We start from the raw sequence: 14304 nt of genomic DNA, 5'->3' as shown, positions 1-14304 counted from the left end.
GTTGGCGCACTGGAGCCTTGGTGATGCCACGACTATCTCGCGGCTGAGCGTGAGCAGCGGGCGAATCCCTTCATCGTTCCTCTGATGACTCTACCATATCGTCTCGCCTGTTCCCTGCTTGAAAGAGTGTCAACACTCGTAATTTCGGCGTTCTGTCCGCACAATGCGCAGCAATTGTGTGCGATGGATGAATTATTCACACAATGAATTTCGGGCGAACCTTGGGTAACTCGAAGGGTTTTGGGCCACATCTCGCCGAAAGGCGATCGCGCTGAACCGATCCGCTTCAACCCCTATGCGAGCTACGAGGCGCCCGCGAACAGGGCCCATTCGATAGGCTTTTGTTGGCGATAAGCTTTTGACAAACAAAACGCAACGTCGGCCCGGTGGGCGGAGAGGTGCGTGATCCTGCTTGCGGAGACAACTATGCCATCTTACGAGCCGGTCCGAGCAATTCAGCGTGGCCTTGCGGTACTACGGGCTATCAGCGAGCACGGGCCGGTGACAATTGCGGACCTCGTTATAAGATGTAGCTGCCCGCAGCCAACAGTCGTGCGCTTGCTCGAAACTCTGATCGCGGAAGGTTACGTCTATCGCCAAGCCGGAAAGTCAACGTACCTTGTGACCGGCCGAACTCTGGCGCTGGGCCGGGGCTTCGATTCCAAATCGCTTCTGCTTCAGATTGCAGCTCCCATTATCGATCAAATGCACATTCAAACTGGTTGGCCGTCGAATCTCGCCGTGTTCGATCGCGACGCAATGGTAATACTGTGCAGCAATCGGGCTTCGCTTGGCTTGTCGCTGCCCGGTCGAACGGGCGCAAGAATCCCCTTAACGACCACCGGGGTGGGACTGGTCACGCTGGCGTTCATGCCCGAGGAGGAGCGGAAGACGGCGCTTTCACGTGCTCGGGAAACGGGAGGCCGCTGGAATAGCGACCCTCGCATGGCACCGAGGCTCGCCGCGAAACTCGCGCAAATCCGTCGCGACGGGTACGCGTTTGCCGACGAAGAGTACCTAGAAGCGGTCTATCAGTCGCGGATTTGGGCGGTCGCCTTTCCCATAATGACAAGGGACGGAAAGGTTCCGGCCGCCATAAGCAGTTTGGTTTTGACCGTCGCGGGTGAGAGGCGCCGATTGCTCCAATCGATTCTTCCAAGTCTAAGGAAGGCTGCGGTCAGTATCCGCGATCGGCTTGTTGCCGATGGACAGTGACGTGGTTCGCCTCCACGTTCAGTGCCCAGCGAGGTTCCAACTATGCGGGATGAAGTTAGGTTGAATCGATTTGGGATTGAACGAAGCCGCTGGCGCGGCAATTGAGGAGGGATCGCAAGATCAGGCTCCTGTCTGAGAAGATTACGGGTTTTCGAAGCCCACCCCTTCAGACAGGAGTTTTCCATTGGCTGAGATCAGCCCTCTTCGCCGCCGCATGATTGAGGGCATGACGGTCTGCAATCTGTCGCCAGCGACGCAACGATCCTACCTTGCCGCGGTATCGAAGTTGAGCCGGTATTTGGGTCGGTTCCCCGATTGTCTCGAGCTGGAGGATATCCGCGCCTTCCAGGTCCACCTGGTGGCGATCGGGATATCCTGGCCGGCGCTCAATCAGATTGTCTGCGCGCCGCGGTTTTTCTACGGTGTGACGCTCGGTCATGACGCCATTCCGGAGCGCATCAGCTATGCACGCCAGCCGAGCAAGCTGCCGGTGGTGCTGAGCGCCGACGAGGTCGTGCGCTCCTCGAAGCAATCCCTCGCCGCGCACGCCACGCTCGGCCATGACATGGCCGATATGAGCCGCAGCCCGCAAATAGCGCACGGCCGTCGCGGGGATGTAGCCCTGCCGTTCGAGCGCCGCTGCGAAGCTGTCGAGGTGTGGTCCGCTTGGCCCGCTCCGCAGATGCCCCAGCAACTTCGATGCCGTGAAGTATGTCTCCAACATATTCGTCCCCGTTTGTGACCGGCCATCAGTGGCCAAAGCGGATGGGGGCGCAGGGAAGCGATGTTATGGAGAGAGGCAGAGCGACAATTCACAGGAAAACGGGCCCTCGCCGCCGCCAACTCTCGATTACCGGATCTGCCCATAAGGCAGATAATGGTTGTCGCCCATTACCTGCCGCAACCGCCATTGCCCCAAGTGCCAGGGCTGGTGCGCGCCGAATGGCTCGCGCATCGACAGGCCGAACTGTTACCGGCGCCGTACTTCCAAGTCGTCTTCACGCTGCCGATCCAAGCATCCGGGTGCGCAAATCGGCGTCACCGCGGTGCTCCATACCTGGGGTCAGACGCTGCAGCACCATCCGCACATTGATTGCGTGGTGCCAGGCGGCGGCGGCCCCTCGCTCAACGGCACACGCTCAATCGCTTGCCCCCCCCGGCTTCTTCCTGCCGGTGCGTGTGCTTTCGCGCCTGTTTCGTCGCCTGTTCCTGCAGAACCTGTAGCATGCCTTCGACGTCGGCAAACTGCGTTTCTTCGGCAACCTCGCCGGTATGGCCGAGCCCACGGCCTTCGCCGCCGGGCTCGACCAACTCAGACGCATCGAATGGGTCGTCTATGCCAAGCCGCCGTTCGGTGGCCCCCCACCCCCCACAGGTGCTGGCCCATCTCGGCCGTTACATCCATCGCGTCGCCATCGCCCACAGCCGCCTGATCTCGCTCTCCGGCGGCAAGGTCCGCTTCGCGTGGAAGGACTACGCCAGGACAGCAGGACCAAAGTGATGACGCTCGATGCCAAGGAGTTCATTCGCCCCTTCCTCTTACATACCTGCCGGACGGCTTCCATCGCATTCGCCACTACGGCTTTTTCGCCAATGGTCGACGCGGCGGCCCCTCGCTCTCTGCCGTCGGTTGCTCGATGCCTATCACGCCACCGCCAATTCCGAGTTGGCGGCCGGTCACGCCAAAGCCGATCGGCAGAACAACGCCTCCGACCTCCTCATCTGCGCAGATTGCGGCGGTAACATGCAGGCGTATCGCAGTCGTGCCGCGCTCATCCACCCATCAACCATTCTACTGCGACACATCATGATCTCATCGCTGCCGATTTCCATCTTCACCGCTGCCGAGCTTGCTGCGCGTTCTGCCGCCGACCGGCCTTGCCAAAACAGCGCTTCGCATCAATTGCGCGGCCGCCGTCAGAGCAGTCTCGCCGCCACGCACTGGCAACTTTCCCCATAGCGCCCCAACTCCGCGGCTTCGTTCAATCCGGCCTCTATGAGGTCGTGCTCCGATCGCGTCCCGGACGCCGACGTACCCACGACCTCACAGAACCCTCAAGATTCCCAAATCAGTGCGCTTCTGATTCACATGCTGGCTGGGCTGGAGGCCAGCATGGATGGGCAGGCCTTACTCTGGAGATCTTCGGAAGCGGATGCTTGCAGCGGTGGTTACCGGCGGGTTGTCCTGCAACGAGGCGGCAAAGCAGTTCGCGGTTGCCCCAGCACGCTATTGGATGGGTACGACGGCAGCGCGAGACCGGCAGCGTGGCGCCTGGCAAGATGGGCGGCCACAGGCAGAAGGCGATTTCAGGCGAATACCGTGTCTAGGTGTTGGAGAGAACCAAGCGAGATTTCACCTTGCGTGGCTTGGTCGTCAGGTTGCTGAGCGCGGACTGAAGGTCGATTACTGTTCGGTTTTTGAGTTCGTCCATGCCGAGAAGCTCAGCTTCAAAAAAGAGTGGTGGCCTGCGAGCGCGATCGTCCGGACGTCGCCTGACGGCGAGCTCAGTGGAGCAAATATCAAGATCGCGTCGAACCTGAGCGCTTGGTCTTCATCGACGAGACCTGGACCAGGACCGATATGGCGGCATTGCGGGGAAGGGCGCCGCGCGGCCAGAGGCTTCCCAGCAAGGTTCCACACGGCCGCTGGAAGACCATGACCTTCCTGGCGGCCCTGCGGCATGACCGCATCGAGGCCCAGGGTTTCTCGAGGGCCCGATCGGCGGCGAGAGCTTCCGCCTCTCCGTGAAGGAGGTCCTTCTCCCGACGCTTCGTGCGGGTGATATCATGATCATGGACAATCTCGGCAGTCACAAGGCAAGATCGTGCGCCAGCTCATTCGCTCCGCCGGAGCCAACCTATTCTTCCTGCCCAAATACTCTCCCGATCTGAATCCCATCGAGCAGGCCTTCGTCAAACTCAAGCACTTCCTCCGAAAGGCTGCCGCCGGAACTGTCGACGCTGTTTGGCTGGCCATCGGCGAGGTAATCCAGTTCTTCTCGTCCGAAGATTGCGCAAGCTACTTGGAAAACTCAGGATATGGACGTAAATTCATCACGCTATGGCGCGATGAGGCGGTAAGTCTCCGTCCGCTCTCAAGCGTGCTTGAGCGATGCCGCCGCCCGAGCGAACCTACCATCGGTCTTCAAGCGCTCTGCAAAACCCGCATCACGACGATCCAGATCTTCAGCGGCGGTCAGGACGGCCAGAATCTTGTCCTGCGGTACCAAAACCATTCCGGTGTCGTCCATGACGATCAAATCGTCCGGACAGACGCAAACTCTACCACAGGTAATGGCCTCGCCTCGTGAAACGATCCGGAGCCGACCTTTGCCAGTGCGGGGCGTAACCGTTCGACTTGCAACCTTCAGCCCAAGGCGAGCGATTTCCGCGACATCCCCGCATCCACCGTCCGCCAAAGCGCCGGCCGCATTGTTCATGTGAGCGCGAGCGCAGCCAGTCCGCCGAATGTTCAGATATCAGCCGAGCCCGTATCGAACGAGCACAGTATGCCGGGAGGTCGCATCGAATTGCCGACCCGACAGCGAAGTCCTCCAACGAGAAACTGCCAAATGAGGCGACTTGCTGGAGCATTGTCTGGGCAAACCCAGCCACCCTTCCACCTCCAGTTCTGCGGGTGATGTCCGACATAACCCCAGAAAGGCCGAGCGCGTCCAATGCATCTTCTAAGGTGGCCGTAGCAAGTCCGCGCACGCGTTCGAGAACTGAGTCACGCTGCTTCATGTCTTCCATCGCTCTCTCTGCTTTCAACGTTCGATAAGAAGAATCGGATTTTGGCTTTTGTAAGCTAGCGAGAACATCGTATCGCAGCCGCAACGATTTCGGCTTGCTCGCGTTCATGTCGATCAATCGACCCGCCCGCAGCCGCGGCCATCGGGGCGCGCCCGACATAGCGCAGAGGCCGGCGCAGGTCGATTTCTCTGAACATCCTGCTCATGTAGTAGAAGGCGCCCTGATTCTCCGGCTCTTCTTGGCACCAAACCAATTCGGCCTTGGGATGCTTGGCGAGCACCTCAGTGATGTCTTTGTTTGGAAATGGGTAAAGCTGCTCAATACGCGCCAAGGCGACTTCCGAGGCGCTTTCCCACAAACGCATTTCATTGAGGGGGTAAAAGATCTTCCCGGCACAAAAGATGATCCGGTCACAATGGCGCGACGCCTCTGTGACGATGACTGAGTGGAATCGTGTCCCGGACGCCAGTTCCGACAGCTCCGATTGACATGCCTTTTCGCGCAGGAGAGATTTCGGCGCGATCAGAAAAAGTGGTGCTCGCCGTACGCTCCGTTGTTGCCGGCGCAGCAGGTGAAACAGGTTCGCTGGCGTGGATGGGAACGCGACGGTGATATTTCCGCCGGCGCAGCTTTGAAGAATTCTTTCGATGCGCGCCGACGAGTGGTCGGGACCCTGCCCCTCCAAACCATGTGGCAGTGCGATGACGAGCGAAGATTGCATCTGCCACTTCGACTGGGAGCTTACTATATATTGATCTACCACGACCTGCGCCCCGTTCAGGAAGTCGCCGAATTGGGCTTCCCAAACGATGAGCCGATTCGGGTCCGCGAGGCTCATCCCGAACTCGAAAGCGAGCACGCCGTACTCAGTCAGCGGCGAATTGACGGCGTCAAATCGGACCCCGTCCCGGGCAAGCATACTTAGCGGTACGAGCGAACGGCCATCCCGTAGGTCGTGGATTGCTAAATGACGCTGTGTGAAAGTTCCACGGATACAGTCTTGCCCGCTCAAGCGAACCGAAGTTCCTTCGTGGAGCAGGCTCGCGAAGGCGAGTGCTTCCGCCGTAGCCATAGTAATCCCTATGCCCTTCTGAATACCGTCCCATCGAAACTTCAGGAAGGCACGCGCCTTCGCATTAGGCGAAAGATCGTCCGGGATCTCGGTAATCGTGCGACCCAGACTCCTAAGCGTCTCCAGATCGACGCCCGTATGCGGATCGGTTTCCGAGCCATATCCGATTTGTGTCTTCGGGAAGACGATCGTTTCGGCCAGAACGTCATTGAATCGCAGCTTGTCAAAGGTCTCGCACGACTCGGTGAGTCGTAGCGCGAACGCCGCTCGCCGAGCCTCCGCGGCTTCGAAAGCTTCGCGCGAACGAGTTCGGACATGTTCCGAAAAAAGCGTCCTCAAGCTCGGATGCTTTTCAATAGCGGTGCAACTGACTGGCTGTGTAAAGCGTGGCTCGTCGAGCTCGTTATGGCCGTTCCGACGATAGCACACGAGGTCAATGATCACGTCTCGCCCGGTGCGATGTCGCCACGCGTAGGCGACCCGCGCTGCAGCCGCTGCAGCGATCGGATCATCCCCATTCACATGTAGAATTGGAATGCCATACGCCTTTCCGATATCCGTTGGATGTGGCGTTGAGCGACCTTCTGCAGGCAAAGTCGTGAACCCGATCTGATTGTTGACGACGAGATGGATGGTTCCGCCCGGCGAGTAGCCAGCCAAGCCATTCATTTGCAGCAGTTCGCTGACGAGACCCTGGCCGGCAAAGGCCGCATCTGTGTGCATGAGAACAGGGAGGACGGCTCCAGGACTGCCTTGACGAGCGTGCAGCTCCTGGCGAGCCCTCGCTGCCCCAGCGGCTACTGGCGCGACCACGATCAGATGTGAGGGATGCGGGAGGACGCGCACTTCTACGGCCCCGCATCCCGTTTCCACAGTTGCAATAAGGCCATTGTGATAAGGGACGTCGCCAGTGAAGAGCTCGTCCCCGGCAGTGATGTCTCGTCCTTTGATCTCCGAAAGCAGGACGGGCAAGGACTTGCCGAATACGGTCGCAAGCGTTGCTAGCCGACCACGGTGCATGCCTCCGACCACAATCTCTCTCTGACCCGCACTCGCAGCCTCTCGCAGGATTTCCTTCAGAATGACCGTTGAAGATTCGGAGCCTTCGCTACCAAATCGCTTTTTCGTCGGCCATTTGGTCTTGATGAACCGCTCGAATTCGTCCACCAGCAGGACGGCCTCCATCGCGGAGGTCAGCACGCGCTCGTCAGCTTCAGCCAAAACCTCCTTCTCGAAGAGCTCGCATATCCACGAACGATCCTCCGGAGCATCGAGATGAGCCGCTTCCAAAGCCACGTGCCGACAATAAGCACGGCGAAGAATCTCGTCCGCCCTCTCTTTGGTCACCTCCATAGGACTGCCTGCGACAGATAGTTTGACCCGCGCGGAGCGTAAGCGGTCCTTTGCCTGGGCAATTTCAGGAGAGTGAATGGTCGGCGCCAAGCCAAGGGGGTCCAATTGCGCTTCCTTGTGGCCGTAAGAACGGAACGCCTGCACGAGCGCCGCTATCGCGGCCTCATCTTGCTCGATTGTTCGAATCTGGCCGTCATTGAGGGATTCGAAATGAATGACCCAGTCGGCCGGTACTGACCGCGGGTCCTTCAAGTACCGGGCGTACAAATTCAGAAAAAAGGAGCTGTCACCAGAAAGCGGGAGGTTCATTCGCGTTTGCTCGTTGCAAGGGGTCGAACGCTTGTCGTCGCCGACTCACGTAGCGATATCCGCGCCCCTCGATACGAGACACAGTTTTTGGATTATTTATTCATCTGGTGAATTTCTATGCGATGCTGGGTTGCGCGGACCTCTCGTCAACGGAATGATCGACAGCAGAGAAAGCTGCTGTCGCAGCGGCTTAGGAGGACGAGAGCCGTGTACAGGCTGCTGTCAGATATAAGGGTTGTCGAGGGTGCTTCCTTCATTGCGGCGCCATATTGCACGTTGCTGCTCTCCCAACTTGGAGCGGATGTCATCCGGTTCGACGCCATTGGCGGCGGTCCCGACTATCGCCGCTGGCCGCTCGGTCCTGGCGGAGACAGTTTCTATTGGGAGGGCCTGAACAAAGGAAAGAAGTCCGTCGCTCTGAATCTTGCAATGCCAGAGGGACGTGAGTTAGCGATTGCCATCGTCACCGCCGAAGGCAAAGATGGTGGAATCTTCGTCACCAACTATCCAGAGACCGGATTCCTCTCCCACGACAGTCTTTGCAGTGTCAGGCCGGACCTCGTGACCGCCCGTATTCTCGGTCATGCCGACGGTGCTTCAGCGGTCGACTACACCGTGAACTGCGCGGTTGGGATTCCCTACATGACTGGCCCGGAAGGCGATGAGCACGTTCCCATAAACCACGTTCTTCCCGCATGGGACCTGCTTGCAGGTTCAACTGCCGCTGTCTCGGTCCTTGCGGCGATCGAATATCGGAAGTGCACGGGACTCGGTCAACATATACGCATTCCGCTGAGCGACGTTGCGGCCGCAACCTTGGGCACTCTCGGACAAATCGCGGAGGTCGCCATCTCCGGCGCCGACCGACCAAAATTCGGCAACAGCCTGTATGGCGCCTTCGGCCGGGACTTTGGCTGCGCTGACGGCAAGCGCGTCATGATTGTCGCGCTGACGTCTAAACAATGGAAAGCCTTGATAGCCGCTCTTGATCTGGAAACCCCTATCCGTGCGCTTGAAGCCGAACTTGGCATTTCGTTGGAGTCCGACGAAGGGGCCCGCTTTCTGCATCGAGAGCGCATTGACGCAATCGTTGAGCAGGCCGTAGCACGATACACGCTGGCGGCCCTTTCGCAGCGGTTTAAGTCGTCGGGGGTTTGTTTCGGTGTCTACAGGACCGTGCAAGAGGCGCTCACTGACGACCCGAGTTTTGTTGAATCTAATCCCATCTTTGCAAACGTGGAACATCCGAGCGGCTGCAGGTATCCGACACCGGGGTTTCCGGCTTCATTTTCAAGCGAAGCTCGTCGCAATCCATATCCCGCCCCCGCCTTGGGCCAGGATACTGAAGAAGTGTTGACCACCCTTCTTCGCGTTCCCAGCGCCGCTCTCGCGAGCCTTCATGACCAAGGCGTGATTCGCTTGCCGGATCGCCTTCTCTCGCCAAGCTAAAGGACGGCACAGACGATGGGATTCGAGCCACTCTGTGGTGAGCGCTTGGTCACAACCGCGCTCGGCGCCGCGGCAGCCGCAAAGCAGTTTGTCGCTGCGGCGAAAGTTGCGCTTTCTCGAAATGTCATGAAAGGCGACCGCGTCTCAACGTGCGAATTTGATCGAAGGCAACGGGCCACTCATGGCTTTGCCTGGATCGCTACCCTCAGCGAGTGCCTTTCGGCAACTGCAGACTGGTATCAGCGACGCGCATTGTCCGGTAGGCTCCACCCACTGAGCGAACGCACGATCATTATCGGCTTCTCCGAGTACCTTGGTCAGCTCATCGGCGGGGTCCCGATGACGCAGAATGAGATTGTCCGGCCGCCGGAGCTTGGTCTATCCCAAGCGGCCGCGGAGCTGGCGGCAAACGATTGCGTGGCCAAATTTGTGCTCGCGGACTGGTCGGGAGTGCGCTCGGAACTGGCCAGGCTTTTGGCGGAAGGCAGTCGCCTGGAAGATACGCTGGACGATGAGACGCTCGACTCCTTCCGAGCGGAAGTCAGACGCTTTGCAGATGAACGTATTCTTCCTGAGGCCCATAAGTGGCACCTTGAGGACGCTCTCATCCCCGACGAGATTGTCCAAGAAATGGCCGGCCTCGGTATTTTTGGCATCTCCATCGCCCCTGAGTTCGGCGGCTTGGGGCTCGGCAAACTCGCGATGTGCGTGGTCACCGAGGAACTCAGTCGGTCATGGATCGCGGCAGGATCACTTGGCACTCGGTCCGAAATAGCAGCTGAATTGATAAGCCTCGCTGGCACTGAGGCGCAAAAGAACAGGTGGCTCCCGAGGATCGCCTCAGGTGAATTTCTGCCGACGGCCGTTTTTACGGAGCCAGACACAGGATCCGATCTCGGAAATCTTCGAACGCGCGCCACCCGTGAACCCGATGGAAGCTGGCGCATGTTCGGCGCAAAGACCTGGATCACGCATGCTTCCCGAAGTGACTTGATGACAGTGCTCGCACGTACTCTACCGGAAGCTCACGGATATGCGGGGCTCTCGATGTTTGTCGCCGAGAAACCGAGGGGCCTTCCGGGCAATCCGTTCCCGGTCCGAGGGATGAGCGGAAGCGAAATCGATGTCCTCGGCTACAGAGGCATGCGCGAGTACGACATCGCCTTCGACGGATTCGAAATTCCCCAAGACGGTCTGCTCGGGAATGCAGAGGGCCAGGGATTTAAGCAGCTTATGCGCACGTTTGAAGGCGCGCGCATCCAGACAGCGGCTCGAGCTGTCGGGGTAGCGCGGCGGGCCCTTGAACTCGGACTTACCTACGCTAAGGAACGAATTCAGTTTGGAAAAGCCATCGTAGAATTTCCCCGGATATCGGACAAACTTGCTACGATGACGGCCGAAATCCTTCTGGCAAGGGAAGCGACGTACAGCGCCGCGCGGGCCAAAGACGCCGGCCGCAGATGCGACGTCGAAGCCGGAATGGCCAAGCTGATCGCGGCTCGTGTGGCTTGGTCCGTCGCAGACGTTTCACTGCAGATTCACGGCGGCAACGGGTACGCCCTTGAATATGAAATTAGTCGTGTTCTTTGCGACGCGCGGATACTCAGTATCTTTGAGGGTGCTGCCGAAATTCAGGCGCAAGTTGTTGCGCGCGGTCTCCTTAATAGCGACGCAGCGTGACGAACGATGGTCGCTCCGCCTGAGAAGATCGAATGCCGGGTCTGTGCCCGCATGCTTGATGAGTTCCGCATTCCGGGAGACCACTCAGACTGGGTCGACGCCCAGACCGTTCACGACGTGCCGTCCTTGTGGCAGTCTAACCCCTAGAACTTACACGCGAGTCCGATTGCATGAACATGAACCGAGCCGTCAACTTGGATGACCTGCGCCTAATGGCAAAGCGGCGGCTGCCGAAGATCGCCTTCGACCTCATCGAGGGAGGCGTCGACGACGAACTTCGCCCGCGGCGCAAACCGAGAAGCTTTCGCGCGCCATACTTTACTGCGACGCTCTTCGGCCGTAGCTACGCCCCATCCCTTCGGCATCTCGCCCATGGGTCTCGTCGGCTTGTTCCGGCCCAATGCCGACCTGATGTTGGCGCAGGCGGCTCAAGAAGCCAACATCCCCTATCTAATGTCGAGCGCGAGCAATGCCTCAATCGAGGCTGCCGCTAAGGTCGCCCCGTAGAACGCATGGTTGCAGATCTATGGCGCGTCCAAACCTGAGATCACCGAGGACCTGGTACGCAGGGCCCGCGATCTCGCGCTCTCAACGCTCGTCATCACTGTCGACGTGCCCGTAAACGCGAACCGTGAACGTAACAAGCGCAATGGTTTTGCTCGGCCGCTGAAGATGACCCCGTCGATTCTGCTAGAGGTGCTGCGGCATCCAGGGTGGCTCATTGGCTTCATGATGTCTGGCGGCATTCCGCTGATGGAGAACTGGGCGCCCTACGCGCCCAAGGGCGCCTGTTCCGGTGAGCTCGCCGACCTCTATGGCACGCTGACCCCCGCCCCGATGGTCACCTGGTCAACGCTCGCGCGCATTCGATCGTTATGGCCCGGGAATCTCGTCATCAAAGGCATCCTGCATCAGGAGGATGCGATGCGCGCCGTGCAGCTTGGCGTGCAGGCCATCATCGTGTCGAACCATGGCGGCCGCCAGCTCGATGCCGCTCCGTCCCCGCTGGAGGTGCCGCCAGCTATCCGCACACAAGTTGAAGACCGCGCCGAACTCATCCTCGAGAGTGGAGTCAGGCGCGGCTCCGATGTCGTCATTGCGATTTGTCTGGGCGCGCGCTTCGTGCTGTTCGGTCGTCCGCCCTTGTAAGGTACTGCGGCGGGCGGCGCGGCCGGCGTCCAAGCGCGCTATCGAGATCATGCGCAAGGAGATCGATGCGGTAATGGCGCAGATCGGTTCTAGCAGCGTTGGACAGCTGGGCCTCATTACTTAAGTCGGCCAAAATCATAACACGGGATACTGGACCGCAAACGGCGCCTGCATCAGCTGGGATCCCACGCCGTGCCGGTCCGGACATTCCGCTATCATCGGCGGCATGACTTGACGAGCGAGAGCCGTAACGGAAACCCGATCAATGAAGAACGAGCGCAGCCTAGCGCTTCGCCAAGGCTTTGGCGATGGAGGCCTTCGATCCCACCGGAGCGGTTGCTTCGGGCGAGCTTGTTGCAGGTGTTCTATTGATCCGCTCGTAACGCCAGTTGATCGAGCGAATGGATCTTTACCTTCTGTTTCGTTGGTTCGTTGGTCCGCCGTGAAGAACGCGGACGAGCGCTGATTTAAGCGATGTTTTGAGCCGGGACAGTTTCGGCGAGCGCCCGGATGATGGCACGCAAGAGTTCTGCGAGCCATCGCAGGAGCAGGCCGAAGTTGTAGCCGGCCGCTGCGAGGACGGCGTTGATACGGTCGCCGACGCGGCCTTTGAGATAGTTGCGGTCCATGCGGTGCTCGGCCTTGACGTGACCGATGACGGGCTCGACAGCCGCACGACGCTTCATCTCGCGCCGGATGGAAGCCGTGACGCGGCGAACCTGACCTGAGATCCAGACCCTGAGCCGGTGCGGGTGGTTGTGGCCGCGGTACCCTTTGTCGACATGGATGCGGCGAGCCTCCACGCCGGTGAGCTTCTCCATGTCGGCGACCACGGGGCCGAGCGTGTGCCCGTCGAAGGGATTGCCGTGCAGCGCCTTGGCATGGAGCACGAACTGTCCGCCCTTCGGGGACGTCACGGGGGTGGCGATACTGACCTTGCAGCCGATCTATGGACCACGCCCGCATTGCAAGAGGAATCGACAAAAGGATGTAGCGGTCTGCGCCAATCTATCCGGCTTCAATTGGGGCTTTCGCCCCGAGCCATTATGGATATCCGCCCACTTCTGTCCTCAATAACTCGCCGGCCTCAACGGGCCATGGCTACGAACCAGGCTTCAGAAGTGCCGGTGGAACCGTTTCTCCATTCGTCCTTTCCGTCTCGCAAACCTCGGCGTGATATCGTGCCCACGATTGGATTGTGGATCTTTCTTCCTTCCCGGCCAGTATCTTTACGCGGTGCGACCCAGGAAATTGGCGTCGTAGTCGCGGGCCTTTGCAAGCATACTCCAGGCCATGCGCGCGAGTTTTGCGGCCAAGGCAACAACCAATACATTTGAATGGAGCCGCTTGGAGGCTGCTTCAAGCCAATCTCCGAAGCCGTGCTTGGGCCAGGTCTGGCGTCTCAAAAGAACGGCTCTGGCCCCTTGGATGAACAGTGTTCGCAGGTACCGATTGCCGCGCCTCGATATGCGACCGAGAATGGTTCGATCACCGGTCGAGATTTGCTTTGGTACCAAGCCAAGCCATGCTGCGAAGTCGCGCCCCTTATGGAAGGCGTCACCAGTTCCGATCGCGGCGACCATCGCGCTTGAGATGATTGGTCCGATGCCCGGCGCACTCATCAGCCGGCGACAGTGTACATCTTGATCGGCGAGTTCATTGATTTCCTTCGTGATCGACGCGACGCGCCGGTCGAGATAGCGCCAGTCCTCGGCCAAGTCCTGAATGAGCCGAACCACTCGAGAGGACAGGTTGTCCGATAGCGTCGAGAGAATCTGAGGAAGTGCTAATCGGAGTGCTGCCGCTCCCTGTCGAACCGGCAGCCCTCGCTCGAGCAGGAAGCCTCGAATTTGATTGATGACCGCCGTTCTCTGCGTCACCAATCGACTCCGAGCTCGGTGGAGTGCTTGCAAATCGAGTTGGTCTGCCGACTTCAATGGGACGAATCGCATTGTCGGCCGCTGAACAGCTTCGGCGATGGCTTCAGCGTCGCGGAAGTCATTCTTGTGGCCCTTGAGATATGGCTTCACGTATTGTGCCGGCAAGAGCCGAACTCGATGCCCTAATTTCTCGAGCTTGCGACCGAGATGGTGTGCTCCTGCGCAAGCCTCCATTCCGATTAGGCAGGGCGGAACATTAGCCAGCGACGGCCCTAGCTGATTTCTCGATCGCTTCTTGCGTAGGATGATTGCACCCGTGGCATCGAAACCCACCACATGGAATGCGTTCTTGCCTAGATCGATACCGATCGTGACGATGTTCGTATGGGACATGGCTTGCGCTCCTTTCTTACCGGGGCTTTATATTTGCCGCTGGGAGCGGGC

At 59.3% G+C, this 14304-nt stretch carries 6 protein-coding genes and 5 pseudogenes; 7 read left to right on the top strand and 4 right to left on the bottom strand.

Going from position 1 to position 14304, the window contains the following annotated elements; genetic code table 11:
- Nucleotides 1-402: 402 nt before the first annotated feature.
- From ACOIX3_RS09400 to ACOIX3_RS09385, 4 genes and pseudogenes are all read left to right on the top strand, one after another.
- Complete coding sequence (locus tag ACOIX3_RS09400; RefSeq protein WP_420969488.1) at nt 403-1215, top strand: IclR family transcriptional regulator; 813 nt, start codon at nt 403-405, stop codon at nt 1213-1215.
- Between the two features lie 184 nt (nt 1216-1399).
- Nucleotides 1400-1735, top strand: a pseudogene (locus ACOIX3_RS09395) (phage integrase N-terminal SAM-like domain-containing protein); the annotation flags it as partial.
- Nucleotides 1736-2108: 373 nt separating this feature from the next.
- Nucleotides 2109-2962, top strand: a pseudogene (locus ACOIX3_RS09390) (IS91 family transposase); the annotation flags it as partial.
- A 370-nt stretch (nt 2963-3332) separates the two neighbouring features.
- A pseudogene (locus ACOIX3_RS09385) lies at nt 3333-4259 on the top strand (IS630 family transposase); the annotation flags it as partial.
- Nucleotides 4260-4310: 51 nt separating this feature from the next.
- Here the strand turns inward: ACOIX3_RS09385 and ACOIX3_RS09380 are convergent.
- The gene (locus tag ACOIX3_RS09380) at nt 4311-4655 is read right to left on the bottom strand and encodes a hypothetical protein (protein WP_420969486.1); all 345 of its coding nucleotides are present in this window, start codon (nt 4653-4655) and stop codon (nt 4311-4313) included.
- 368 nt (nt 4656-5023) lie between these two features.
- Complete coding sequence (locus ACOIX3_RS09375) at nt 5024-7702, bottom strand: 2-oxoglutarate dehydrogenase E1 component (RefSeq protein WP_420969485.1); 2679 nt, start codon at nt 7700-7702, stop codon at nt 5024-5026.
- 207 nt (nt 7703-7909) lie between these two features.
- Between ACOIX3_RS09375 and ACOIX3_RS09370 the strand changes: the two genes are divergently transcribed.
- The 3 genes and pseudogenes from ACOIX3_RS09370 (at nt 7910) to ACOIX3_RS09360 (ending at nt 11980) form a co-directional block, all read left to right on the top strand.
- The gene (locus ACOIX3_RS09370) at nt 7910-9151 is read left to right on the top strand and encodes a CoA transferase (RefSeq protein WP_420969484.1); all 1242 of its coding nucleotides are present in this window, start codon (nt 7910-7912) and stop codon (nt 9149-9151) included.
- Between the two features lie 45 nt (nt 9152-9196).
- Entirely contained in the window at nt 9197-10831 is a 1635-nt protein-coding gene (locus ACOIX3_RS09365; protein ID WP_420969482.1) for an acyl-CoA dehydrogenase family protein, read from the top strand.
- A gap of 372 nt (nt 10832-11203) precedes the next feature.
- A pseudogene (locus ACOIX3_RS09360) lies at nt 11204-11980 on the top strand (alpha-hydroxy acid oxidase).
- Between the two features lie 467 nt (nt 11981-12447).
- Here ACOIX3_RS09360 and ACOIX3_RS09355 read toward each other — a convergent pair.
- Together ACOIX3_RS09355 and ACOIX3_RS09350 are read right to left on the bottom strand one after the other, a co-directional pair.
- Nucleotides 12448-12924 (bottom strand): annotated as a pseudogene (locus tag ACOIX3_RS09355) (IS5/IS1182 family transposase); the annotation flags it as partial.
- Between the two features lie 285 nt (nt 12925-13209).
- Nucleotides 13210-14253, bottom strand: coding sequence for an IS110 family transposase (locus ACOIX3_RS09350; protein ID WP_420969481.1), 1044 nt, complete (start codon nt 14251-14253; stop codon nt 13210-13212).
- Between the last annotated feature and the right edge of the window lie 51 nt (nt 14254-14304).

Source organism: Bradyrhizobium sp. B120 (genome assembly GCF_049075665.1).
Lineage (GTDB): Bacteria > Pseudomonadota > Alphaproteobacteria > Rhizobiales > Xanthobacteraceae > Bradyrhizobium.
Note: the sequence above shows the minus strand (reverse complement) of the source record. Positions and strands in the feature narration are given on the sequence as shown.